This is a genomic window from Shewanella sp. 0m-6 (assembly GCF_052977325.1).
Window position 1 is genome coordinate 180,442 of record NZ_JBRIMD010000001.1, and the last position, 25,808, is coordinate 206,249.

Genomic DNA, 25,808 nt, shown 5'->3' on the forward strand with positions numbered 1-25,808 from the left:
CTGAGAGCAACGCGCACAAGGCGAGATGTAGACAACGTCTGTACAGTTAAAAAAAGCAGCACCCAGAGCGATCCCGGTGCTGCTTTTTATAGGCTTAACTGATGATTAGCCTTGGCGGCGACGCCACCACATTAGCGGTAGCAGCAAAGTAATAAAACCACCTAAACTACCCGCCCCATCAGGCTTAGTCCAACCAGGTTCTTCGGTGTTTTTCACCTCAATGCTAACAGACTTAACGAAGCTTTCTTCGTCAACCGTTGCCGTAAGCTCGAACACAAGCACTTGATCAATATCGACGCTAGGTGAAGTCACATCAAGTGTCAGACCTGAAGCGGTAAACACTGCCGTGTTTCCAGATACCTGCTTCCAGCTATAGCTAGTCCCTTCTGGAGCATCTGTAACCGTCGCTGTGATGGAAGTTTTATCACCTTCAGTCAGCTGCGTGTTGCCTGCAAACGTTACATCTAAAGTTAGAGGCACGTTAGTCACGATCAGGCTAACAGCTTTGGTTGTTTCCAACGTGCCGTCGCTGATGGTCACCGTAAAGTTCAAAGTCTCGTCGGCTTTAATCATTGGCGCAGTCAGAGACAATATAGCCATGTCGCCAACAACCATCTTCTCTTCATCAACAATCTGCTCCCACTTGTAAGTAAGAGTAACACCTTCGCCAGCGTTGATTGCAGAGGCATCTATGGTGTATGCAGACCCTTCAGTGACACTCTCAGGAGTAACAATATCACCTTCGACTACCAAACCTGGGTTTGGATCGTCACCACAGGTTGCACCATACACTTGCTGCACTAACTCAGGGCGGTCAATGAAGGGGTTACGGTTGCCCTGGTATTTGTATACCTGGTTGTTACGGTTCTGCTCGTAGGTATCAACAGCATCTAACTTGTTCCATGCATACAGAGTACAAAGCGTGCCGATGAGCGGTTCGCTATCCTCGGCAGTAGTCGTTAGCCGATCGACTACGACTAGATCAGGCATATTCGTTGTAGCGGTATCAGTACCCTGATATCGAGTATCCATATACATGATCATACGAGCGACATCGCCTTTCACCTCATCACGAGGTTCCCAGCAGTCGGTAGCTTTGTCGAGGTAGTTACCAGTACCCATACCGTTGAACATCACCTCTTCACCAGTATCCATACACGCACCAAAGTCATTGTTGCTTCGTGCTGTGTTGATGCCAGGATCTGAAGGACGCAGGTGATGAGCATCGGTGTAGCCCCACTGCGAGTCGCTAGGGAAACCATGGCTCTTGGCCCAAACGTGCTCACGATTCCACTTGCCCGCACCGCTACCACTAGTCTGGTTGTCGTACTTAGAAATAGAAGCACCGGTGTAGATTTCAATAACATTTTTATCGTTATCAGGATCTTGGTCAGCGTGGGTTAGTGTGCTCCAAACCTGCTTATAGGTCAGATACTTGTGATCTTTGGCTATAATGATCGACAGCGCATTCTTAAGCTCATCTGCATGGGCAAAATCACCACTTAATACATCTGAGTAATAGATCTCACCATTGAACGTAGTAGGGTCGGCAACCGGAGTTAGCGTCTCGCAGTTGGTGCAAGGGCCTGTTTCTGGCTCTGGTTCTGGAGGCGTTACTGAACCGTCACAGGCACTCTCACCAGCACAACCAAGGCCGTCAGAGGTATCGACATCGAATACAGCCCACTGATTGTTAGCACTAGGGAAGTCAGCTTCGGCAACAGTATCTCCTGCAGTGACACTGGCTTTACGACGCAGCGTCTTATTCGCAGTGGAGAAATTTGCGTCGTTTGGATCAGTCCAAGCAGAGCCAGGGTCTTCACCGAGCTTACCGAAGCGATCGATAACCACATCATCTTTGGTCAATACTAGGGCATCGTCACCGTTGAAGTAGGTCACGGTAGAAGCGTTGCCTATTTTAAACTCATCGGCGGAACCAGCGTTGTGGAACACAAGGCTCTTGCCCGGATCCAGAGTGCCAGTTAAGGTCTCTGTATTACCAGGCTCTGTCTTACCATTGCCAAATAGAGTCAACTTGTAAACATTGGCATCCAAATCGATGGCTGTGCCACCTACGTTGGAGATTTCAATAGCTTTGTTGTTGCTGCTGCCTTCGATGTATTCGGTAAGCAACAGTAAGCCTGGAGTGGCTTCAGAGCTACAAGCGCTTTCACCGGTGCAGCCCAGACCATCAGAAGTGTCAGTATCAAACACTGCCCACTGGTCACCACTTGGGAAGGCCGCGGCAGCATCGGTATCACCTGTGGTAACACTGGCTTTGCGACGCAGAGTCTTATTAGCACTGGAGAAATCGGCGTTATTTGGATCAGTCCAAGCAGAGCCAGGATCTTCGCCCAACTTGCCAAAGCGATCGATCACTGCATCATCCTTGGTCAACACAACGGCATCATCGCCATTAAACCAGGTAATCTCTGATGCTGTGCCGACCTTAAAGTCATCAGCAGCACTAGAGTTGTGGTAAACAATGCTTTTACCCGCATCCAATGTGCCACTCAGCGTTTCAGTCTTTCCAACTGTAGTTTTGCCGTTGAAGTAAAGGTTTAGCTTGTAAGTGTTGGCATCCAGATCGATGCTGCTACTACCTACATTGGAGATCTCCAGCGCTTTGTTATTGCTGCTACCCTCAACGTACTCAGTAATAACCAAATTTGCATTGGCGGCTGTGGACAGGGTGCCCAAAACCATAGCAGTGGCCGCAGCAACTGCATTCATTTTAATTCTCATAATCGTATCTCTTTTTGAATCCTTGATGGGAAGCGCACTGCCCGAAAGCAGGCGCTTCATTGTCGAGAGCAACGCTTATTTGCGAAGACGACGGCGCATAGCTGCCAGCCCGAATAGGGATAACAAGCTGATGAAACCAGTGCTACCAGCACTACCGTCACCACCAGTGTTATCGCTTTCTTCTTCTACAATGTCAGCAATCAAGGAGTCGCGGTTAGATACCTTCGCTAGGAAAGATTGCTCAGACCCAGCTACAAGTTTTCCGTCACGCTGTAGGCTTACGGAAACGTTGTAGATAGCAGATGGCGCACCAAAGACCTCGAAATTTACCAAAGCTGTTGTGTCATTAGAAAGCACCACATTAGGCAGAACCATTTGGCTCAAATCTAAACGCTGTTCATCATCATCAGGACTCATACTGACGGTTGCGACATCGCCAACTTGAGTCGAAATACCCGCAGGGATCTGGTAAGGAACCTTGATTAGCTTTCTTAGTTTTGGCAGGTTCAGAGGTACGTTAGGATCCGTATCACCAGGCTTATAGCTAAGGGTAATCAGTGCAGGATCGTGATCCGACGCGCGATAGATGTCCTCTTTGTAGAACTTATGCGTTCCAGTACCGTCGATGGTACCTTTAAAGCGGTTTTGGTAGTCATACAGACCGGTCTCTGCAGCATTAACATGCCAGTCAGTGGCATCAATCACGCGGTCTTTCAGAGACGGTGAGATCAAGATGTGATCAAGCGAGCCTATTTCGTCACTGAAAGAGTAACTCCAAGGCGTCTCTCCTTTCTCCTTGAGCTTTTCACCGACGATATCTATGTAGCCATAAGTTTTAGTGATGGTGACTGGTGAGCCATCTTCGTTAAACTGAGGCTTAGGTCCAAGGAAAGTGTGGCTAGCGGTAACGATCGTCTTGTTGCGTGGGTTCTCGGTAAGAACTAATACAGGATCTTCTTTACCGTAGGCGTTCAAATCACCAAGGATGATCTTATCGCCAAGAACGTCTTCCATCTCTTCACCTAGGTGCACGGCACCGGCTACGCGGAACTCTGCACAAGACCCTTGGTAGTCCAGATCTGGGGCTGTACGGTTGTTCCAGGTTGTAGCATTACCAAACTCAACACCTTGCCATTCTTCCCAACAAGTAGAGCCTTTTGACTTAAGGTGATTTACAGCTAGCGTTAAGCGCTTGCCTGTTTGGTTAACAATAAAGGTTACAACCAGGGCGTCACGGTGGTAGTTCTGACCGTTCTCTAGAATTTCCTTATTCTGATCTTTGATCACCTCACCTAAGTCGTTCACTATGGTAGGCGCTTTCTGTTGAGGCATTGGGATAACGCGAGTGCGCTCAATGCTCATCTTGCTTGGGCGATATATGATACCTGTAGCAATGGCGTCAGAACCAATGGCGTCAAGGTTATCCAGCATTTGATTGCCATTGTTGTCAAAACCAACAAATACATAACGGTTTTCGGTGGAGTTAGGACCATTGTAATCCTGGGGTCTCTCATCCACATATTGGATATTGACCTGGTTCACAATCTCAGCAATGGCACTCGCATCGCCAAAACCGTTGTTTTCAATCTCCATCAGGGCCATTACATCGGCATCCTGAGCACGAATAATTTCTACCAGCTTGGTTCGCTGGTTAATGTATTCATCGTAGCTATCTGCGCCTCGGCTCTGACCAAAGTTGTTGTTGTCGCCACCGAAAGGAGAGTTAAAAAAGTTAAACAGGTTCTGACTAGAAATACGGATAGCAAAATCATCGTCTGCCACAGTGTCTTGCAGATCAGGTGTCTCTGTACGTGGTAAGTTGTGAATAAAGTTATCACTAGTCAACTGGTTGGTTATAGTCAGGCTGTAGTCCTGATCATACTTATCAGTCCCTGGGATCAACTCAGTTTCGTATTGGCTGATCACACCCTGCGCGTTAACGAGACTATCGTCGATACGGATGTAGTTGGTGTGTGGGTCACTGTTAAAACCAGCGTAATAAGGCAACTCGGTGCCATTGGACTTAGTGGCACTTTCAATAACTAAACGATAGTCATTGTTTTGCTCATAAGCTGCTTTAGATTCAGGGCTTCCTGCAACATACAAGTGGTTGGGCTGCAAGTTAGGACGCTTATAAGCTGCCACTATGTTGTTGCGACCGTTAGGAGACGACAGGTAGTTGTAGCTAAAGCTGCGAGTGATACGCATATCCTCTTTGGCTTCATCGCTAGGAGTACTAGGGTCCAGATCTGTAGGCAGATTGACCAGCATACCTTCGTAACGCTCCAACGTCTTATCGAAAGAGCCGTTATCAGAGCTAATTACCTGAATATCGGTAGGCTCAGTTAGGATGTCAGTATCAGTAACGTTCCAGCTAAATGCCGTATCAGCTGACATTTGAGTCTGGCCTTGGTACTCCGCCACTTTACTGCCGATACAAATGGTTTGACCCACTTTGAGATCACCGGCAGCACTAGAGCTAACGAAGATACCATCGGAAGTCTCAGGGTTGTTGTCAGAGGCAAGATTGCGAAGATAGAAACCCTCATTAGGGATAGACACCTTAGCTGAGATGATGCCCTCTACGGCAACTTTTTCAGCTGATTCGGTTTCACCATCAGCAATCAGAGGCGAGGTAAAACCTGTGCCCTGAACTTCACTAGGAGACTTAATTTCATTCATATCCGTTGGACAAGTGAAGATATCCATGATGTCATCAGCATCCGCTGCTGGCAGCTCGGATTTACCTAAATCGTCAGTCCTCATCGGCAAAATGTTTTGCCATTGAGTCGCGTCGAAGGTACCAGATTGAGTGGGATTGTTACCATCAGCATCTTTTTTACGACGCAGAGTTGTGTTCGGAGCCCACTTGCTCGTGTCGTTTTCAGCTCCGACACGATCGATAACAATATCGCCATTTTTTAGGAAAAAACCGTCATCACTGGTCATGAACAGGTTGTTGTACTTATTACTGGCATCATATGTGGAGATAACAACGCTGCCACCTTGAGTCGCAATGGCATTACGAAACTCTTCGGAAGCTCGACTGTTGACAAGCACTAGAGAGGCACCAGGAGCAAGCGTCTGACCTGTCAATAGCGGCTTAGCATCAGCGTTAAGTAACTCGTTGTCGTACTTGCCGCTAGAACGTTGGTATGCAGTAATGTCAGCGGTAAAGGTAAAGGCATCAGAGCCTGTATTAGTGATCTCAACCGAGCCCACATTGGCATCGGAACTTTGGGTCATTTCGGTGATCAGCAGGTCTTCAACGCCAGCGAAGGCGCCCATGCTGATGGTGCTGGCAATGGCCAGCGATAGGAAACTTTTCTTCATAGTAGACTCTATACAATTGGATTCGATACGGACTAAAAGTACATACGCGCGTAGGCGTAGGCTGCTTCAGGGGCTTCGCCAACTCGGCCTTCTACAGACAGCACGATGTCGCGGGCAGGGCGATAGTTGAAACCTAAGCTGGCCCACTGACGCTCTTTTCCGTACTCAGGTGGCAGCTCAGAGTAGTCGTAGTTAGGACTGATCAGATCCCAGCCTTCGTATTCTTCGTGATTTACGGAGCCGATGAATTCCCAATGTTCATTCAGGTCATACTTGGCACTTACCGTTGCCCCCTTGTTGCGGAAGGTCTGATAATCTAGGTGTACGTCACCACTCTTACGTGTAGATAAGTCTTCATCTTCTAGAAAGCCATTGAAACCAATAGAGAACTCTGGCATTAGTTTAAGGCGAACACCCAAACCTATCTGTTGCTGCTCACCATATTTACTGACGCCATTGGAGCCGCCGCGCGTTTCTAAGCCAACCACGACAGATAGCAGATCTGACATCCAGCCTGCATATCCGTTAATGATGTCACCTTGTAGGGCACCACTTTTGTGTTCACCGTCATATGAGTAGGAAGCACCGACAATAAGATGTTCGAACTTGGCTTGGTACTTAACGGTATTCTCTTGGTCACCGGCTTCACCGGTTTCAATGGACTTGTTAAAGGTGAAATCACCGAAGTGGTCGTAATCGTCGAATGCAGTATCGGTCAAGCCGAGCTCGATCCACTGCTGTTCGGTTAATAGGTAGCCTACGTACAACTTGTCGATGGCCAACTCGAACTCACCGTCGCCGCCAAGCCAGTTACGGCGTTGGTAGTCCAGTTCAAGACGATAAGTGAATTGTTCACGTTGACCCGCTACGCCCAAAGTTGCGAAGCTATCATCTACATAGCCCTTGGTATCGTAGAACTCATCGTGGTTATAATCTGCATGAGTATCAAAATGCCCACCTACGCCCACTTCGCCATATAAGCGAACGTGGTCACCTTGACTGTCACCATCTAACATTACAGCGTTCACTGAACCAGCACTAAACATAGTGACGATAGCGATTGCAATTGTTGATTTATTTAACATTGCTGTTACTTCCGATTAGTAATTTGTCAGCCTTTGATTGAAGGCCAAGCTCAAAATTAAAAATGTTTATTCGTAATATCTAAAACTGTTAACTGCTCAGGTAGGTGGAGAATTCGATGGCGAAACCGCCGACAGCTTTATTACATATTTCATATATCAACCCCATTCTTGTAATAATGTCGCTAACTTTCGTTAACGCGTGTCGCGATTGTTGCAGAGTTTTGTAACAAAAAAAAGAAGGGCTAGTCACATTTGGAGTGTATAAGTATTTGTTAAACAAAGAAAAACAGAGTTTCATTGGGCGCGCTTGAGAACAGGGTTGTTGTATGGTGTGCTTTGGTCTCTGTGAATCAGTAACTTAGGTGAGAACAGGGTGTGGTGTTTTTTTGTGTGAAATGAGGTGAAAATTAATGAGACTTTTTTATGAAAAACTAAATTTTAATTATTAACCTGCTACTACAGAGGGATGCAGGTTTCGGAGTAATCCGATCTCCGATTCAGGGATAAAACGGTTATCAAGGGACCATCACCAAACGTCTACAGTGGGAGGAATACTACACTCGCTGGCTTAAGAAGCAGTATGCGCCAGGCGAAAAGCTCTTCATCGATTACTGCGCCCCAACAGCTCCCATTGTTAATTCAGATACGGATGAAGTGAGAACAGTGCCGATCATCCTAGTGACACTAGGGGGCTAATTTCACCTATGTAGATCCCAGCAGAAGCCAGCGGCTTAAATGCTAGTTGCAGGCTCACGTTAATGTCTTCGAGTTCTTTTGCGTATAGTTTCACCTTATCCGGGATAGTACGAATATGCTGTCCGGATTTATGCGCTTAACTTATTTATTTTGCATTAGAGGGAGTTCCAAACTTAAAAAATCCAGCAGGGGTAACTGTTACATTGCGAAAGAATGGGATTGTGGTGTTGAAAGCCCAAGGGTTTATTACACAGTGAGTGTTTCAGTTTGAAACAACTTACTTTTTGGCACAAAAATCACATGTAACTCCTTGCTTCATTATTACTTAACCTAGCAAAAGCATTCGGTTTTTTGAACTACACTGTTATTACTCTAATTAATTAATCGAGCGCAAAGTTATGAGTGATACTTGTAACAACATCACGGCCTTAATTCGCCTGAAGTGGATGGTATTGGGGCTAGCGGTTGGTGTGATGTTATCTACTGTTCTGACGGCCTCAGCTCTTGCCTCTTCTCTTATTTATGATCAGCTTAACCCTGCCAAAAGCACTGCTCTGCTTTCTAATCAAGACGCTAGTCAACTCTCCGTTCAACTCTCTAATCAAGACGCCGCACAACAGATGATTCAAAAAGCGATGGAGAATTGGCGTGGGCTGACATCTTCGAGTGAATTAACCATGGTGATCCATCGGCCTGACTGGCAGCGCTCTATGACGGTACAAGCCTGGACAGAGGGTGATAAACAATCTTTAGTTCGGGTCATTGAGCCTAAAGTTGATGCGGGCAATGCTTTTCTTATCAATGATAAACAGATGTGGAGTTACTCGCCCAAAATTAATCGAGTTATCAAGGTTCCATCATCCATGATGAATCAAAGCTGGATGGGCAGTGATTTTTCAAACAAAGATGTCAGTCGCACCACTGAGCTACTCGATGATTATTCCCATCAGTTATTGCAGACAGAAGAGGTTGATGGGCATCAAGTGTACACCATTGAATCGATCCCTCATGAATCCGCTCCTGTGGTGTGGGGCAAGCAGGTGACTCGACTCCGTGATGACTGGGTGATGCTGCGTCAAGAGTATTGGGACCAAGACAATCAACTGGTTAAGGCTATGGATTGTGGCGATATAAAGCCTGTTGGCGCGAGACATGTCGCGATGCGTTGTCGTATGGCGCAGGTTGAAAAAAGCGGTGAGTGGACTGAAATACGCAACAAAAATGTTCAGTTTGATATTACGTTACCCGGCTATATGTTCACCCTGTCTAACTTAAGAAATCCACGTTGATGAGTACGCAAATTTTGTTGGCTTGGCGAAGCCTGTGGCAGCATAAACGTCGTACATGGCTCACCATTGGTGCGATGATTTTTTGTAATACCTTGCTGGTATTGATGATCACCATACAGGCTGGTACTTATCCGATGATGATTGAAAATACTTTGCGTATTTTTTCGAGCCAATTGCAGATTAATCAGCAGGGATACCTTGATAGTCCAGAACTGCGTAAACGTATTATTGATAGCAATGAGTTGATTACAAAAATTGAGCAGCAGTTCCCTGCGCTCGACGTTATCCCACGTAGTCACGGTTTTTTGTTGGCGGCCAGTGATCAGCGTAGTGTTGGCATGTTAGTTAATGGCGTGATGCCGGATAAGGAGCGCTTAGCTTCGATTATTCCTCAGCAAATTATTAGTGGCCATTACCTTATGGCCACAGATCAGCGGCAAATCGTATTGGGTGAGCGTCTGGCCAAAAACTTACAGGTCAAAGTCGGTGATGAATTAACGGTTATGGGCTCTACCATGGAGGGCGGATTTGCCGCGGATGTGTTGGCAGTCGTCGGTGTTTTTAAAACCGGGATTAATGAGGTAGACCGCAGTAGCGCACAAATCTCAATGGCCACTTTTCAACGAATATTTGCCATGCCTAATCAAGTGTCGATTGTGAGTATCAACGCTCCCTCTATGTCAAAGGTGAGCTTGTACCAAGAACAATTGCAAAGCTTGTTGGCGACTCTGGTACACACGGAGGCTAAGTTAACCGTTCATAACTGGCAGCAGCTTAACCCCGGTATAAAGCAAGGGATTGAGGCGGACTTATCGAGCGCTATCATCATGTATGCCGTGTTGGTGTTATTGGTGATACTAGGGGTGATGAATACTCAGCTCATGGCGGTATTAGAGCGTACAAAAGAGTTTGGCATCATGCTAGCGATAGGCTCAAAACCGAGCAGGCTATTTACCCAAGTGATTATTGAAACATTGATGATGGGGATGATAGGAATGTTACTCGGTGCGCTGCTTGCGGCATACTTTAGTCTGGTCGGTATAACCCTTCCGGGCATGGGAGATATTGGGGCGCAATTTGGCATTGGGGATCGTATTTATCCGTTGTTATCGCCGCTTTCGGTGCTGGCAGGGCCCGTCGTTGTGTGTATTGGTTCTGTGCTGGTTGCTATATATCCGGCGTTTAAAACCCTAGGGCTGGAACCCATTAGTGCGATGCAGGGTAAATAACATGGTTAATTCTGTTCTATTTGTCTTGGCGTGGCGCAACCTTTGGCGCAATGGCAGGCGTACCCTTATTTTGCTGTTGGCGATTAGCTTTGGTGTGTGGTCGATGATAGTGGTTTCGGCTTTTTTGCGTGGCATGGTTGATGGCATGAACCAGACGTCATTAAATAACCTGCCCGGCGAAATTCAAATTCACCAAGTCGATTTTCTTAATGATCAAAATGTCATTAATCATATTGTTGAACCCTCAGGAGCGTTATTAAATCAGCTCAATCAACAATGGATTAGCCAATGGGCTGCTAGAGTACGCTCCCCTGTGATTATTGCCAGTGAACGGGTCACCTTGGGCTCTGAGGTGATTGCGTTTGAACCGCAGCAAGAGCTTTTTACCGTTAATGAACTTGATTTAGTGGCGGGAAGAATGCTTAAAGATGGCGAGGATAACGGCATTGTCATCGGTGAGAAAATGGCTGTGCGGCTTAAAACCGAGCTTAATAAGCGGGTGGTGATTACCTTACAAGATATTGATAATGACATTGCAGAGTCGGGAGTACGCATTGTTGGGATCTACAGTAAACCGACAGAGCAAGAAGAGCTTGCCACTATCTATGCTGGCAAGGGCTTTATGCAGAACTTGCTAAATATGCCTGATAAAGTCACCGAAATCGCAGTTTTTACCGATGGTAAACAGCCTTTACAGCAAGTGGCCGAGCGTCTTAAAGGCGTGGTCGATAACCAGTATGAAGTTGAAACTTGGCGTGAACTTAACGGTTACCTTGCAGCAATATCCGATTTGATGAATAGCTATATCCTTATTTTTATTGTCATCGTATTTACTGTGTTGGGTTTTGGCTTAGCCAACACCTTGTTGATGTCGATATTTGAACGTCAGCAAGAGATAGGCTTAATTATGGCGTTAGGATTACAGTCCAAGGCTGTGATTTTTATGATTGTTATAGAGGCGCTGCTGTTGTTGATTATAGGTTTAGTGATTGGAGATACATTAGCACTGGCCACGACCCGTGCGTTGTCAGCGGGGATCGACCTATCTTCTATCGCCGATGGATTGGCGATGGCAGGTATGGATACGACGTTATATCCAGTGATTTATCGCCAAGATGTTATTGCGGCTAATATTATTGTCATTGTGCTTGGGATTATCACCAGTTTGTGGCCTGCAATTAAAGCGGCCAATGCGAATCCTATTGAATCGATTAATACCGCTGCTTAGTGATAGTGAATGGGGCAATAAGAAGGTAATCCATGAGTAATATCGTTTGTAAGGATCTGGTCAAAACATTCCAGCAGGGTGATCAAACAATCTATGGGTTAAATCATGTTTCGTTAACGATTCAACAAGGTGAGATGACGGTGTTGTCTGGCCCGTCCGGTTCTGGAAAAACCACTTTGCTCAATGCCATTGGTGGTCTTGATGAGCCCAATAGCGGGACGATTTATGTGGGTGATGTTGAGATTACCGGATTGACAAAGGCGGAGCGTGCGGATGTACGTTTGCAGCGGATTGGCTTTGTTTTTCAGGCTTATAACCTTATTCCTGTGTTAACCGTACAGGAAAACGTAGAATTTGTTATGCAGTTACAAGGTGTCGCAGCAAGAGATCGCAAACTGCGCAGTCAGGACATTCTTGAAGAGGTGGGCTTAACGGGGCTTGAGAGTCGCCGGCCTGCGCAACTTTCTGGTGGTCAGCAGCAAAGGGTGGCAGTCGCGCGCGCAATTGCCTCCAAGCCTGTATTGATCTTAGCTGACGAGCCAACGGCTAATTTGGATACTAAAACATCGGCGCAGCTATTGGAGTTATTCACCCAACTGAATCAGCAGCACGGGATTACTTTTTTGATAGCCACCCATGATGCGCAGGTATTTGATTATTGCCGACGTCATATCCATATGGTTGATGGCCAAATTGTCACCGACTCAGCCAGTTGAGCAGAGCTTATGGCGAACATAGATGACAGCAGGCGGATATTTAACATCGTTTTTTGGCAAAAGCTCACTGCTGTTATCTTTCTTGTGGGGCTTGGCGATTGCTTGCTTCCTCTGGCCGCTGCAGAAATTGAACATCATGGGCACCTTAAGTATGAGCTAGACGGCTATGCTTTTACTCACAAAAGTGTTTATCAGCAACTCTATGGCCAGACTCAGGTCAATCAAACCGCGCAGTTTCGTTATCACCTTGGCAGCAAATGGCAATCTGGCTGGTTAGTCGAAGCCGATTATCAGTTGCTTGCCGGCTATGGAGAGCGCCGCTACCAAACTTCCACATGGGTGAATAACTATCTCAGTCTTAGTTCGATTATTAATGATGATCAACGACTCTTCAATCTCACCGCTCCCCTCGCTGAGCATCGCGATTTTGCGATGGTTCAACGTTTAGATAGGGCCTTGGTGGGTTATCAAACCAATAACAATGTGGTTAAGTTTGGCCGTCAGGCGATTACCTGGGGTAATGGTCAGTTTTTTAATCCTATGGATTTTGTAAACCCATTCGACCCGACCGCACTTGATAAGGAGTATAAAACTGGCGATGACATCTTGTATGGCCAGCATTTGCTGCAAGATGGCAGCGACTTGCAGGCGGCCTATGTGATTCGTCGAAATAATCGTTCTGAGGTCACTTTTGATGTCGCGACTGCCGCCGTTAAATATCACGGCTTTATTAATTATGTTCATGAGTATGACCTTTTGTTAGCCGAACACTATGAGGATACCGTTGCGGCTTTCGCTAGCGCCATCAGCTTAGGGGGGGCGATTTGGGCAACGGATATTGTTGCCACCTGGGGCGATGAGAGTTATCTCTCTTTAGTCAGTAATGTGAGTTATTCTTGGGTTGGATTTGATAACAATATGACTGGAACCGTAGAGTATTTCTACAATGGTCTTGGCATTAGTGATGGAGATTACAGCCCAGAGTCACTTAGGTTGCATCCTGAGCTGGTGGCCAGAGTTCAGCGGGGTGAACTGTATAATTTGGCGCAAGATTACCTTGCGAGCCGGCTTTATATCGAGATGAGTCCCCTTTGGTCTGTATCGCAAAACCTGTTTTATAATATGTCAGACAACTCAGCTTTATATCAGTTACTGAGTCAACATAGTGTCAGCGATGATGTGCGTTTTACCTCGGCGCTTTCTTTGCCTATCGGCGCTAATGGTACTGAGTATGGTGGGCTTAAATTAGCGACTGGTCAGTATTTTAGCTTCGAGTTATCCCTTTACGCGCAGCTTGCTTGGTATTTTTAAAGCCGACGTTCGGCCTTAAGCTAACGATAAGTTAAATCGTATGTTATTCGGTCTTTGGTGTGTTCTGTGGTTAAACCAGAGTGAATACAATTTAATGCTTAATTATTAGTCTGTTATGCGGGATTATTGCTGTAAGTCATTGTTCTATAAATATACAGCTTTGATTCGTCGCTGGGATAAGAGAATAGCGCAAACTATTTAAATATCTGGTATTCTAGCGGCTTATTAGAAGCGACTAACATTGCATATAAATATGTCCAAACAAGACTCTCTTTGGTTCAAATCTTTACGCTGGTTGCAGCGTAAACTCGTTCACACTGTCGTGGTGCCTCACGATCCATTTGACGATCTCAATCTCGATCCGAGCAAGCCCCTAGCCTATGTAATGAAAACTGAATCTGTCAGTGACATTGCAGCGCTTAGCGAAATGACGGCTAAACTCGGCTTACCAAGCCCTTATGAGGACTTGGAGGTCAATGGTATCCGATCGCCTAGAGTTGTTTGTCTAGAAGGAGGCAAGCCTCTTTTTGGTCAGCGTGAAGGCGGAGAGCAGTACATTGATAGCTTCAAAAGGTTACTCAGCGTTCATAAGCAGAACCGCGAGTTAGACATTCAATTAGTGCCAGTCAGTCTTTATTGGGGACGTACTCCAGGTAAAGAAGACGACACTATGCGCGCTGCGGTTCTTGAGCGTCAAAACCCGACCTGGTTACGCAAGTGCCTAATGATTTTATTTTTAGGCCGTCATAACTTTGTACAGTTTTCTAATGCCGTTTCATTACGTTATATGGCGGATGAGCACGGCACTGATAAACGTATTGCCCAAAAACTTGCTCGTGTCGCGCGAGCGCACTTCGAGCGTCAGCGTAAAGTGATGACGGGTCCTCAGCTGCCTAAGCGTCAGGCGCTATTCCACGCTTTACTTAAATCCGATTCGATTACTAAAGCGATTAAAGAGGAAGCGGCAAGTAAGAAAATCTCTGAAGCAGAAGCACGCGCTAAGGCGATGGAGTATCTAGATGAAGTGGCTGCAGATTACTCCGATAGCTTAGTGCGTATTGCCGAGCGCTTCTTAACCTGGCTGTGGAACAAGCTTTATAAAGGCATCAATATTAAGGGTGCTGAGCAGGTCAGGCAGTTGCATCACGATGGTCATGAAATTGTTTATGTCCCGTGTCATCGTAGTCATATGGACTACTTACTGCTGTCTTATATCCTCTATTATCAAGGTATGGTACCGCCGCATATTGCTGCCGGTATTAACCTTAACTTCTGGCCTGCAGGCCCTGCATTTCGCCGTGGCGGTGCCTTCTTTATTCGTCGTAGTTTCGGTGGTAATAAGCTCTACACTGCCGTGTTCCGTGAATATCTAGATCAGTTATTTGCTAAGGGTTACTCGGTAGAATATTTCACTGAAGGGGGTCGCTCGCGTACCGGTCGCTTGCTTGCACCTAAGACGGGCATGATCGCGATGACACTTAACAGTGTGCTGCGCGGTGTTGAGCGCCCTGTGACGCTAGTGCCTGTATACCTTGGCTATGACCATGTAATGGAAGTGGCGACTTATCACAAAGAATTGAGTGGTAAAAAGAAAAAGAAAGAATCCGTTTGGCAGATTTTTGGTGCTATTCGTAAGTTAGGTAATTTTGGTCAAGGTTATGTGAATTTCGGTAAGCCAATTACCTTACATAACTTCTTGAATGAACAGGCGCCTAGCTGGCGCGATGATATTGCAAAAGATCCCGATCAAAAGCCAACCTGGTTAACGCCTGTGGTGAATACTTTGGCAAATCAGGTAATGACCAATATTAACGATGCTGCAGCGGTGAGCTCAGTGACGTTAACCAGTATGGTGTTGCTCGCTTCTGAACAAAATGCCTTAGAGCGAACTCAGTTAGAGAAGCAGTTAGACTTGTATTTAACCTTGCTAAAAGAGCGACCATATACTGAATATACTTCAGTGCCTCAAGGGACTGGTAATGACTTGGTGTCTCAAGGTTTAGAGCTTAAAAAGCTGCAGATTGAAAGCGATCCGCTAGGCGATATCATTTCAATCGATCAAAGCATTGCGATTACCATGACTTACTATCGCAACAACATCATTCACCTTATGGTTGTCCCTTCTTTAATCGCTGCCTGTTTGCTGCGTAAAGAGAGCTGTCGTCGTGAAGATGTCATCAGTATCGTTAATGACTTCTATCCGCTGCTTGAAGCTGAGCTGTTTATGGGGATTACAGATCCTACTCAGTACGCTAACCAGATCCTCGATATCTTCGTGGCTCAAGGCTTGGTTGTTGAAACGGAGAGTTTTGCTGTTGTGGATAGCAGTATCAACCAGTTGCTACTCTTGTCAGGCACTGTCAGTGAAACCATGCAACGTTATGCAATTTTGTTTAACTTACTTGAAGTTAAGCCGAATATGGAGCGTTCAGAGCTTGAGAAAGACAGTCACCGCTTGGCACAAAGATTAGGCGCACTTCACGGTATTACTGCACCAGAATTTTATGATAAGAAGTTATACGCTACGCTGAGCGTCAAATTAAAAGAGCTAGGGTACCTAGCTGATAGCGAAGGGTGTAGTGATATCAAACGTATAAAAGAGACGGCTAACTTGTTGTTACGTTCATCTGTACGACAAACTATCGTAGATAGTGTGCATGCGGAGCAGATTGCTTAATGGCAAATCATATGAATGCAGCTAAAAATAAGGCTGCAGGTAAGTCGCTGCTAGGTGGAGCCATGATCATTGCTGGCACCACGGTTGGCGCTGGTATGTTCTCGTTACCAGTTGTTGGCGCGGGCATGTGGTTTGGTTATTCGATGCTGATGCTAGTCGGGATCTGGTTTTGCATGCTGGTGTCGGGCTTGATGTTGCTCGAAACTAACCTGCACTTTGAACCCGGAGCGAGTTTCGATACGTTAACTAAAACCACCTTAGGCCAGTTTTGGCGTATCGTTAACGGCCTGTCGATAGCATTTGTCCTCTATATTTTGACTTATGCTTATATCAGCGGTGGCGGTTCCATTGTGAACCATAGCCTTGCAGGGCTCGGCATTAATTTGCCGCAAAGTGTTGCAGGTTTAGTGTTTGCCGCAGTATTGGCAAGCATCGTGATTATCAGTACCAAAGCGGTCGATAGGATCACCACTGTGATGCTGGGCGGGATGATTATTACCTTCTTCCTTGCGGTAGGTAATCTGCTGATCGATATCGATACCACAAAGCTGTTTATGCCTGATGGCGAGCAAAGTTACGCGCCGTATCTACTCGCTGCGCTGCCTTTTGGACTAGCGAGTTTTGGTTATCACGGTAACGTACCCAGTCTAGTTAAGTATTACGGTAAAGAGCCAAAAACAATTATCAAGGCACTGTTTATTGGTACCTTTATTGCGCTTGTTATTTATAGTTGCTGGTTAATGGCGACCATGGGTAATATCCCGCGTAGCCAATTTATCGACATTATCGCTCAGGGCGGCAATATGGGCGTGCTGGTTGGTGCCTTATCTGAAGTGATGGCCAGTAGTTGGTTAAACACCATGTTGAGCCTATTTGCTAATTTGGCCGTTGCGTCATCTTTCTTAGGGGTAACCTTAGGTTTATTTGATTACTTAGCCGATCTTTTTGGCTTTGATGAGTCACGTAGTGGGCGCTTAAAAACTGCGGCGATAACCTTTATTCCACCAACAATCATGGGTATTTTATTCCCGAACGGTTTCTTGGTTGCGATTGGTTTTGCAGCGCTGGCAGCCACTATTTGGGCGGCGATAGTGCCGGCTATGATGGCCTATAAGTCACGTAAGATGTTTGCGGGCAGTGACAGCTTTACCGTCCCTGGCGGTACACCTTTAATCATACTGGTGATTATATTTGGTTTGGTGACAGGTGCTTGTCACTTACTGGCTATGGCTGGAGTGTTACCCGTTTACGGCTAGATTTATTGCTATTGAATCGACCTATATCAAAGGCCTCTGTTACAGAGGCTTTTTGCTTTTTAGCTTTTCTTCTTGAGATTTAGCTTATGCAGATACTGGGTAGGTGTTTGACGGCGAAAACGAGCGAATGACCGGCTAAAACTATGGGTGTTGGCATAACCGAGTCGGCTCGCTATCTCAGCAATATCCATGCCTTCCAGCATATATTTTATCGCCTGATTACACAGAATATAGCCAGATAGATAGGTAAAAGTGAAGCCGAGTTTTTGCAATCGTCTTTGCATTTGTTGGCGCGAAATATTGAAAAGGTTGGCCACCGTATCCACGCTGGGTAAGCCATAATAACGTGAATAATTGACCATCTCGTAGAGAACCTTAGGCGTGTCTGTAGGCTGAGGCATATTTAAATAGTTTTCTAGCTGATACAGCGGAATCGACGCCGTAGGAGGTTCAGGTATATAGCTGTAGTCGTCGGTAGACATTAACAGCTGATCAATGCCTAGCCAGATCTCAGTTTGTGGCGCGTTCCAAGTGACTGGGCAACCAAATAGCGCCTCAATCTCAGCATGTTGAATTGGAGAGCCACTCAGGCGCACTTTACGTGGGCTATAATTATCGCCAACATAGTTTTTGATGGCGTTAAACAGGGTCAAAGCCACTCGTAGAGAGTCGTGAGATCGGGCTTTACCTTTGACAAAAGGATTGCAGTAACACCACTTTAAAATTTTCCCCGACTGCTGAGCGTAATAGCTCGCACCAGACTGAAAGCAACAAACTCCATGGTTGATACGCCGAAATGAGATCGCAAGATCGGGGGCGCTTAAAAACCAATTCCCGGGAACTTCTAACCCTTCTAAAGTCAGGTGTTGCTGAATTTTCATCATAAAACCCGCTTCAGCAGTCAGGCTCTCTATTTGTTCAAACCACTTCGACACTTGCGTAAAAGGGATCAGCGTCATTCTGTCTTGAAGCAGCAGCGCCGGGATCCCTAAATCGGCTGGCGTCACGCCATAATGAGCCTCAACGCCCTTTAACACCGAAGCGATATAGCAAGAGCGGATAAAGGCCGTATTAAGCAACATAGTGAATACCCAAGGAGACTAATGACCTAATTGAATCATAAAGTGACGTAAAATGATATATAAGTGTACTTCATCTTGTGGTGAGGCAAAGAAAAGGCAAACTACGCAGCCAAAACACTTTTTGAGGTTTTTTTATGAGCTTGTTCAGCATGCCATTCGTTGATTCAGGAGTTGATACCGCGCTGCATAGTGTTGCTGCAGTGGTCATGGTGCTTACGGTAGCGGCTGCTGCATTTGGATTTTGGAAAATTCATGACATGCCAATTAATAAAGCGCATAGGAGCAACATCACCAAATAGGATTGATTACCGCGCTTACCTGGATAGGTTTTATTTGGCATTGGGTATGGGTTATTGCGGTCATCATCGCTTTTGTCGACGGTGAAAAAGCGCTGCGCCGAATTAGAGATGTGTGGCGCGAGAAAGAATCGGTGACAGAGCAGGTTGATATGACTGCCAAAGAGGAGCAAACGAATGCTTGAGGGATTAGCGGTATGGGCACTGTTTATTTATCTACTGCGCCTAGTCGGTATGCCATGGAACACCTACAGTAAGGCTTTTGCCTATTTAGGAGGGACGGGCTGGCTGATGTTTGTATGGGTGGGGTTACTCAATTATACCCCGATGGATCTCTCGGGTGGTTCTTTGGTGCAATCGCCCCATATTCAGTTGCGCCCAGCCAACTCGCAGATAAGAGGCAACGTTGACAATATCTATGTGCAGCCTAATCAGCAGGTAAAAGAGGGGCAGCTGGTCTATGACTTAGATGCTGAGCCGTACAAAATTGGGTTAAATATGGCGTTAGTCGCGAAAGAAAGCGCAAACGTAGGGCTTTCGCTGGCGAAAGAAGATGTCAAATTGGCATTAAAGCAACACGAGGTCGCCATTGCCGATGTCAGCATCACTAAAAATCAGCTTAAGGCAGCCACTAAAGATTTAGCGTGGAAGCAAAAAACTTTAGCGCGCTATATTGAGCAGAACCGAGTCGTACCAGATACCGTCACTAAGAGTTTGCTGGATGAGCAACAAACAGCGGTCGATCTGGCTCAGGCACAGGTAAATACTTACGCAACCCAAATTGAAAAGGCGCAGATGGCAGAGCATACAGCGCTGCTAAATATCGAAAAATCTCGTCTAGCAGTGCTGAGCCGTCAGTCAGATCTAGATAGTGAAAGTGAATATGTCGCTCAGGCGCAGTGGAATCTAGATAACACCAAGATCTATGCTCCAGCCGATGGTTACGTGACTAACTTTATTATGCGTGAGGGCCAGTACATTGGTGTCGCACCACGTATGCAGATGTACACTAATGAAAAGTATGTGTTGATGCGGGTAAATCATCAGGCTATTCGTAATGTTAAAGTTGGTCAGCTCGCTGAGTTTGCTTCAGCGGTTTACCCAGGCAAGATATTTAGCGCCGAAGTCGAGGGCATTGTAGAGGCGACAGGGGAAGCCCAAGGTCGTTTGGTTGCTTTAGATGACAATGTTAGGCAAACCACAGGGCAAAACCTAAATAATAAGCATCACTTTGTCAGACTCAAACTGACCGAAACAGGAGATTACGATATCCCCGTTGGTTCGGTGGGCTTGGCGTGGATCTCTGGTACGAAACCGATAGAGTTCTTAGCCTTTTTAGATGTTATCCGCGGTATCGTGATAAGAATGAAGTCACAAATCTACTACTTCTACTCTATTTAACTTGCATATCAATTCGGTTTAACCCCAAGTCATCGGCTTGGGGTTATGCTGATATCGAAAATATATGGTTAAGTAAATACCTGATTACGACCATTATTTTTCGCTTTATAAAGTGCAGTATCAGCTTGCTTTAAGGTGAGCTCAAATGAGGTGTCGCCACACTGCTGGGCAACCCCAATAGAGACGGTTATATTCACTACAGGATGTTGATTGTTATTGGTTTCCCTATCTGATTTTGTCTTGGTCTTACGTTTATGATTCCGCAGTACAATATTGTAGTGACTGATTTTTTGCTTGATAGCTTCTAAATGAGGCAATACGAGTTCGATATCTTTATTGGCAAAAACAATGGTGAACTCCTCTCCGCCATAGCGAAAGACTTTACCGCCTCCTTTTACCTGGCTCAGTTTCATTGCGACCAAGCGCAATACTTGATCACCGACATCATGGCCATAGGTGTCATTAAATTTTTTAAAGTGATCAATATCGACCATGGCGAGGCTGTAATGTTTACTCAGTGATGCCGCCATCGTATTAAGTGCTCGACGGGAGCCCACCCCGGTTAACTCATCCCGATAAACCAAATCATAACTCCTAACCAGGAGGGAGATTAAGTATGTGATGGCCAATATGGATAGCAGGATGGACAGCGGGAGTTCATTGGGTAAGTAGAAGTGAAACAACCAGATAAATAGCGTGACCATAATGGCCGAATCGACGCCAGTCGCACGCCAAACGGTGAAAACAGAAAGCACTAGGCATGCGATCCCGATGGGGAGATAGGCAGACATAAGTATGTTAACCAGTGGCTTAGTACTGAAAGAGCCTAGAGAAGTGATAATCGCACTCCATGCCAGGGTTAAAATAAAACATAGTCCAACCCCAAGAACTACTTTAAAAAAATATAATGAAAATAGTGGTTTGTCCTTAATGATAGCGAAAAACGTAATAATTAAAGTACCAACAAGGAGGGTTTGTTGTCGATTAAGCAGCGCAAGTTCGGGGCTCCATGAGGCGTTTGACTCAATAGAGTAGTAAATCAGTAGCAGTAAAGACAGATAGCTGAGACGGCAGCAATTAAACTGCAGTGCTAGCAGCGCAGAAATACACAGCAAATAATAGGGCAGTTCGTTGGCTCTGGGTAACCACTCTTGCCATACGAAGGCTAATTGCTGTGTGACCACTATATAGAGAAAAGTGATGACAATTGGGACGAGGAGATAGCGCAAGCTCCGCTCTAATACTAGCACTGCCAATCCTCCATGATAATGACGGGATCTAGATTATAGTTGATCCATTAAAACTTGAGTTTCATTCCCCTATGTAATGTCGTCGTTACTCGCTAATTAGTGCCGTTAGTTGGACAGCCTGGCAAAATCGGTCTTAACTCAAAGGATTGAGCTAAGAAGGACAAAAGTGATGAACGTTGACCAGTATTTTCAAGGGCAGCCCTGTTGGGTTGAGTTAGCCTCTTTGGATATCAATAGCAGCAAGTCGTTTTATAGCGGTCTATTTGGCTGGGAAATTATCGATATGCCCATTCCACAAGGTACTTATAGCATGTTGGCAATCGATGGCGATGATATTGGCGCCATGTACCAGTTGCCCGAAGAGATGATTGCTAACGGTGATACAACACAATGGACTGTGTACTTTGCGGTTGAAAATCTCGACTCTACCCTCGTTGATGTTGCTGGGGCAGGTGGCACCTTGATTATTGGTCCCCATGATGTGGGCGAAGCCGGGCGTATGGCAATCATTCAAGATCCAGAAGGTGCAAGGTTTGCTATTTGGCAAGCTAAAAATCATATCGGCGCCAAGCGAGCGGCAGAGCCTAATACCTTGTGCTGGGTCGAGCTTGCTTGTCGCGATCCTGAGCTAGCTAAAAAGTTTTATCCGCATATTTTTGGCTGGGGTTCCAGAACGGAAAATATGGAAGGCATGGACTATACCGAGTGGCAAGTCGGCGCCCAAGATGTGGGCGGCATGATGGCGATGACTGCACAGTGGGGGGACATGCCCGCCCATTGGATGTTGTACTTCACCGTTGATAGCTGTGATGACAAAGCCGCCAAAGTCGAGCAACTCGGCGGTAAAGTCTGCGTGGCACCAACCGATATTGCTAATGTGGGTCGTTTTGCTGTGATTAACGATCCAAGCGGTGGTTTTTTTTCGATTATTGAACTGCGAATGGGAAATTAGCATTAATAACTAAAATAACTAACAGCAATCAGCAGCAACTAAAAGTAACAGGGTAGCAATTTGCTACCCTGTTTATGTATGGCTCCCTAACTCTTTAACTTATTCGTTAGTTTGGTCTTTAGCTAAAGAGCGGCCGTACACCAGTAAGTAGATCGCAGGGATAACAAACAGCGACAGCAAGGGGGCGGTAACCATACCGCCAACCATAGGCGCGGCAATTTTTTGCATCACTTCGTTCCCCGTACCACTGCCCCACATGATGGGCAGCAATCCAAAGAAGATTGTGGCTACTGTCATCGCTTTAGGGCGAATACGCATGACCGCACCATGAATAAGCGCCTCGCATAAGTCACTGCGCTTATTGTATTGCCCAGCCTCTTTACGATCCTTGATGCTGTTATTTAAATACACCTGCATCACCACGCCAAACTCGGCAGCAACACCAGCAAGCGCGATCATTCCCACCGATACAGCGACAGAGAAGTTAAAGTTCAAAAAGTATAATAACCATGCACTACCTACGAGTGAGAACGGAAGGCTTAACATGATCACCGAAGCTTGAGTAAATGAGCTAAAGGTCATCATCAATAACATAAATATGACCGCTAACATCAGCGGCACCACGAGTTGCATCTTGGCTTCAACGCGTTGCATATATTCATATTGGCCAGCAAAGCTATAGCTATAACGCGGTGGTAAGCTTATCTGCTCATCCAGTGCGGCCCTTGCTGTTGTTATGTATTCGCCGATAGAGATATCTTTCAAATCGACAAATACCCAGCTAATTAAGCGGCCGTTTTCACTGGCAAGCATAGGCGCACCGTCGCTAATGGTGATACTAGCAAGGTTGCCCAGTGGTAAGTACTTACCTGTTTTGGTTAATACAGGCAGGTCTTCGAGCTTTTCAATGCTATCGCGTAGCTCCCTTGGATAGCGGATATTGATAGGGTAGCGCTCTTGGCCTTGAATCGATTGACCGACTTGCATACCGCCAATGGCCATCTGCACTACGTCTTGAATGTCTTTTAAGGTCATTCCGTAACGCGCTGCATTTTTTAGATCGGGCTCTATATCAATATAACGACCACCACTGGTGCGCTGAGCAAATGCCGATGCAGTGCCAGGCAATTGACTGACTACCGCTTCAATCTCAGTACCAATGCGCTGCAGCTCATCGATATCTGCGCCAGATATCTTTATGCCCACAGGCGTTCGCACACCGGTTGAAAGCATATCGATACGGGTCTTGATTGGCTGTACCCAGGCATTGGTCATTCCCGGCACTTTCACCGTTTTTTGGAGTTCAGCAATGATCCCTTCAAGGGTCATACCATCACGCCAAGTATCACGAGGATTAAGCATGATGGTGGTTTCAAGCATGGTTAAAGGGGCTGGATCCGTTGCTGTCATGGCGCGTCCCACTTTACCAAATACTCGCTTCACTTCGGGTACGGTCTTAATCAGTCTATCGGTTTGCTGCAAGATCTCTGCTGCCTTACCAGCACTGACACTGGGTAGGGTTGTTGGCATGTAGAGCAAATCACCCTCTTCAAGCTCTGGCATAAACTCACTGCCCATTTTACTCATCGGATAGGCAGCGCTTGCTAAGGCGAGCATCGCTAGCAAAATGGTGACTTTAGGAAAGCGTAACACCAAGCGTAACGCGGGCTCATAAATCGCAATGAGGAATCGACTGATCGGGTTTTTACGTTCATCGGGAATTTTTCCGCGAACGAAATAGCCCATCAATACCGGAATTAAGGTAATCGCCAATATCGCACTCGCAGCCATAGCAAACGTCTTAGTAAAGGCTAGCGGGTGGAATAAGCGACCTTCTTGCGCTTCCAGGGCAAATACCGGAACAAAGCTTAAGGTAATGATCAGTAGACTAAAAAACAGTGCCGGGCCAACCTCCACCGAGGCTTTGCGCACTAACTCCCAGTGAGCCTCACCTGTGGGCGTTGCACCGTTATGCTTTTCTCGATAGTGCTCCAGATGTTTATGAGTGTTTTCGACCATGACGATGGCAGCATCTACCACGGCGCCGATAGCGATGGCGATACCGCCTAAACTCATGATGTTGGCGTTAACGCCAATAATATTCATCACGATAAAGCTGATTAGAATCGATATGGGTAGTGAGATTATCGCCACTAAGGTCGAGCGAGCATGCAGTAAGAAGATCAAGCAGATGACACCGACAACGAGCATCTCCTCTAGCACCTTGTGCATGAGGTTATCGACCGAGTTGAGAATGAGTTCAGAACGATCGTAAGTGATCACTAACTCAACGCCATCGGGGAGTCCGTTCTCTACTTCTTTGAGCTTGTTTTTAACATTATTGATGGTCGCGAGGGCATTTTCGCCGTAACGCATTACCACAATGCCCCCCACGACTTCGCCTTCACCGTTAAGCTCGGCAATACCGCGACGTGCAGCAGGACCGGTGCGCAGCTGCGCCACGTCTTTCATCAGTACGGGTGTGCCTGATTCTGACACGATCCCTAGTGGGATCTCCTCAAAATCTGCCAAGGTTTGGCGGTAACCCGATGAGGTGATCATGTATTCGGCTTCAGCCATTTCGATAACAGAGCCACCAGTGGAGCTATTGGAGTTATCGAGGGCATTTTTTACCGTCATTAAATCAATTTGATACAGGGCTAATTTATGTGGGTCGACAATGATCTGATAGGACTGCTCCATGCCACCAATCGTGGCCACTTCTGATACGCCAGCCACGCTTTGCAGCTCTAACTTTAAAAACCAATCCTGCAAGGATCGCAGCTGGGCTAAGTCGTGTTTGCCTTTACGGTCAACCAAGGCGTATTGGAACACCCAGCCGACACCTGAAGCATCGGGCCCTAAGGTTGGTGTAACGCTATCTGGCAGCTGTCCTTGGGTCTGTGATAGGTATTCTAAAACCCGCGAGCGCGCCCAATAGATGTCGGTACCATCTTCAAAAATGATATAGACGTAGGAGTCACCAAACATGGAAAAGCCGCGAACGGTTTTCGCGCCCGGTACCGCCAGCATGGCTGTCGATAACGGGTAAGTGATCTGATCTTCAACGAGCTGTGGTGCTTGTCCCGGATAAGATGTTTTTACGATAACCTGCACATCAGACAAGTCAGGTAGTGCATCTAGCGGTGTTATGCGCATCGCTTGATAACCGATTAAGGCTATCACCGCAGTAAGCACTAACACCATCGCCCGCTGTTTAATCGAGGCGCTAATAATTCTTTCTAACATAGATAGCCTCCGA

15 protein-coding genes and 1 pseudogene are annotated in these 25,808 nt (G+C 46.2%); 10 read left to right on the forward strand and 6 right to left on the reverse strand.

The features are described 5' to 3' along the window. Nucleotides 1-105: 105 nt before the first annotated feature. From ACVBJC_RS00800 to ACVBJC_RS00810, 3 genes are all read right to left on the reverse strand, one after another. Nucleotides 106-2,745: an endonuclease gene (locus ACVBJC_RS00800; RefSeq protein WP_447158980.1), complete on the reverse strand. Its 2,640-nt coding sequence runs from the start codon at nucleotides 2,743-2,745 to the stop codon at nucleotides 106-108. 75 nt (nucleotides 2,746-2,820) lie between these two features. Continuing rightward, nucleotides 2,821-6,078 (reverse strand): ExeM/NucH family extracellular endonuclease, encoded by a 3,258-nt coding sequence (locus tag ACVBJC_RS00805; protein ID WP_447158979.1) that lies wholly within the window; start codon nucleotides 6,076-6,078, stop codon nucleotides 2,821-2,823. A gap of 32 nt (nucleotides 6,079-6,110) precedes the next feature. Then, nucleotides 6,111-7,163, reverse strand: a complete 1,053-nt coding sequence (locus ACVBJC_RS00810; protein WP_447158978.1) for a porin — start codon at nucleotides 7,161-7,163, stop codon at nucleotides 6,111-6,113. A 1,094-nt stretch (nucleotides 7,164-8,257) separates the two neighbouring features. Here ACVBJC_RS00810 and ACVBJC_RS00815 point away from each other — a divergent pair. The 7 genes from ACVBJC_RS00815 to mtr all read left to right on the forward strand — a co-directional run bounded on the left by ACVBJC_RS00815 (nucleotide 8,258) and on the right by mtr (nucleotide 17,565). Continuing rightward, nucleotides 8,258-9,148, forward strand: coding sequence for an outer membrane lipoprotein-sorting protein (locus ACVBJC_RS00815; RefSeq protein ID WP_447158977.1), 891 nt, complete (start codon nucleotides 8,258-8,260; stop codon nucleotides 9,146-9,148). After that, entirely contained in the window at nucleotides 9,148-10,377 is a 1,230-nt protein-coding gene (locus tag ACVBJC_RS00820) for an ABC transporter permease (protein ID WP_447158976.1), read from the forward strand. Before ACVBJC_RS00815 ends, ACVBJC_RS00820 begins: the two co-directional genes overlap by 1 nt. A gap of 1 nt (nucleotide 10,378) precedes the next feature. Further along, on the forward strand, nucleotides 10,379-11,605 hold the full coding sequence (locus ACVBJC_RS00825; protein WP_447158975.1) for an ABC transporter permease: 1,227 nt from the start codon (nucleotides 10,379-10,381) through the stop codon (nucleotides 11,603-11,605). A 32-nt stretch (nucleotides 11,606-11,637) separates the two neighbouring features. After that, nucleotides 11,638-12,321 (forward strand): ABC transporter ATP-binding protein, encoded by a 684-nt coding sequence (locus ACVBJC_RS00830; protein WP_447158974.1) that lies wholly within the window; start codon nucleotides 11,638-11,640, stop codon nucleotides 12,319-12,321. Nucleotides 12,322-12,330: 9 nt separating this feature from the next. After that, nucleotides 12,331-13,632, forward strand: a complete 1,302-nt coding sequence (locus ACVBJC_RS00835) for a hypothetical protein (protein WP_447158973.1) — start codon at nucleotides 12,331-12,333, stop codon at nucleotides 13,630-13,632. 253 nt (nucleotides 13,633-13,885) lie between these two features. Then, nucleotides 13,886-16,309: a glycerol-3-phosphate 1-O-acyltransferase PlsB gene (plsB, locus tag ACVBJC_RS00840; RefSeq protein ID WP_447158972.1), complete on the forward strand. Its 2,424-nt coding sequence runs from the start codon at nucleotides 13,886-13,888 to the stop codon at nucleotides 16,307-16,309. Then, nucleotides 16,309-17,565: a tryptophan permease gene (gene mtr / locus ACVBJC_RS00845; protein ID WP_447158971.1), complete on the forward strand. Its 1,257-nt coding sequence runs from the start codon at nucleotides 16,309-16,311 to the stop codon at nucleotides 17,563-17,565. The genes plsB and mtr overlap by 1 nt, the downstream gene beginning before the upstream one ends. A gap of 59 nt (nucleotides 17,566-17,624) precedes the next feature. On the opposite strand, the gene ACVBJC_RS00850 is transcribed toward mtr, so the two are convergent. Continuing rightward, nucleotides 17,625-18,647 carry an AraC family transcriptional regulator ligand-binding domain-containing protein gene (locus ACVBJC_RS00850; RefSeq protein ID WP_447158970.1) on the reverse strand — a complete coding sequence of 341 codons (1,023 nt, stop codon included), beginning with the start codon at nucleotides 18,645-18,647 and terminating at the stop codon, nucleotides 17,625-17,627. A gap of 134 nt (nucleotides 18,648-18,781) precedes the next feature. On the opposite strand from ACVBJC_RS00850, the pseudogene ACVBJC_RS00855 reads away from it, so the two are divergent. Together ACVBJC_RS00855 and ACVBJC_RS00860 are read left to right on the forward strand one after the other, a co-directional pair. Continuing rightward, a pseudogene (locus ACVBJC_RS00855) lies at nucleotides 18,782-19,128 on the forward strand (MFS transporter). Further along, nucleotides 19,121-20,344: an HlyD family secretion protein gene (locus ACVBJC_RS00860; RefSeq protein ID WP_447158969.1), complete on the forward strand. Its 1,224-nt coding sequence runs from the start codon at nucleotides 19,121-19,123 to the stop codon at nucleotides 20,342-20,344. The pseudogene ACVBJC_RS00855 and the gene ACVBJC_RS00860 overlap by 8 nt, the downstream one beginning before the upstream one ends. A gap of 68 nt (nucleotides 20,345-20,412) precedes the next feature. Here ACVBJC_RS00860 and ACVBJC_RS00865 read toward each other — a convergent pair whose 3' ends face one another. Further along, a complete protein-coding gene (locus ACVBJC_RS00865; RefSeq protein ID WP_447158968.1) occupies nucleotides 20,413-21,573 on the reverse strand; it encodes a GGDEF domain-containing protein in 1,161 nt (386 codons plus the stop codon). 190 nt (nucleotides 21,574-21,763) lie between these two features. Between ACVBJC_RS00865 and ACVBJC_RS00870 the strand changes: the two genes are divergently transcribed. Next, a complete protein-coding gene (locus ACVBJC_RS00870) occupies nucleotides 21,764-22,546 on the forward strand; it encodes a VOC family protein (protein ID WP_447158967.1) in 783 nt (260 codons plus the stop codon). Nucleotides 22,547-22,645: 99 nt separating this feature from the next. On the opposite strand, the gene ACVBJC_RS00875 is transcribed toward ACVBJC_RS00870, so the two are convergent. Then, the gene (locus ACVBJC_RS00875; protein WP_447158966.1) at nucleotides 22,646-25,795 is read right to left on the reverse strand and encodes an efflux RND transporter permease subunit; all 3,150 of its coding nucleotides are present in this window, start codon (nucleotides 25,793-25,795) and stop codon (nucleotides 22,646-22,648) included. Nucleotides 25,796-25,808 lie beyond the last annotated feature (13 nt).

Excerpts from the sequence above, each read along its gene's own strand:
- ACVBJC_RS00800 (WP_447158980.1), bottom strand. The coding sequence starts at position 2,745 with ATGAGAATTAAAATGAATGCAGTTGCTGCGGCCACTGCTATGGTTTTG.
- ACVBJC_RS00805 (WP_447158979.1), bottom strand. The coding sequence starts at position 6,078 with ATGAAGAAAAGTTTCCTATCGCTGGCCATTGCCAGCACCATCAGCATG.
- ACVBJC_RS00810 (WP_447158978.1), bottom strand. The coding sequence starts at position 7,163 with ATGTTAAATAAATCAACAATTGCAATCGCTATCGTCACTATGTTTAGT.
- ACVBJC_RS00815 (WP_447158977.1), top strand. The coding sequence starts at position 8,258 with ATGAGTGATACTTGTAACAACATCACGGCCTTAATTCGCCTGAAGTGG.
- ACVBJC_RS00820 (WP_447158976.1), top strand. The coding sequence starts at position 9,148 with ATGAGTACGCAAATTTTGTTGGCTTGGCGAAGCCTGTGGCAGCATAAA.
- ACVBJC_RS00825 (WP_447158975.1), top strand. The coding sequence starts at position 10,379 with ATGGTTAATTCTGTTCTATTTGTCTTGGCGTGGCGCAACCTTTGGCGC.
- ACVBJC_RS00830 (WP_447158974.1), top strand. The coding sequence starts at position 11,638 with ATGAGTAATATCGTTTGTAAGGATCTGGTCAAAACATTCCAGCAGGGT.
- ACVBJC_RS00835 (WP_447158973.1), top strand. The coding sequence starts at position 12,331 with ATGGCGAACATAGATGACAGCAGGCGGATATTTAACATCGTTTTTTGG.
- plsB (WP_447158972.1), top strand. The coding sequence starts at position 13,886 with ATGTCCAAACAAGACTCTCTTTGGTTCAAATCTTTACGCTGGTTGCAG.
- mtr (WP_447158971.1), top strand. The coding sequence starts at position 16,309 with ATGGCAAATCATATGAATGCAGCTAAAAATAAGGCTGCAGGTAAGTCG.
- ACVBJC_RS00850 (WP_447158970.1), bottom strand. The coding sequence starts at position 18,647 with ATGTTGCTTAATACGGCCTTTATCCGCTCTTGCTATATCGCTTCGGTG.
- ACVBJC_RS00860 (WP_447158969.1), top strand. The coding sequence starts at position 19,121 with ATGCTTGAGGGATTAGCGGTATGGGCACTGTTTATTTATCTACTGCGC.
- ACVBJC_RS00870 (WP_447158967.1), top strand. The coding sequence starts at position 21,764 with ATGAACGTTGACCAGTATTTTCAAGGGCAGCCCTGTTGGGTTGAGTTA.
- ACVBJC_RS00875 (WP_447158966.1), bottom strand. The coding sequence starts at position 25,795 with ATGTTAGAAAGAATTATTAGCGCCTCGATTAAACAGCGGGCGATGGTG.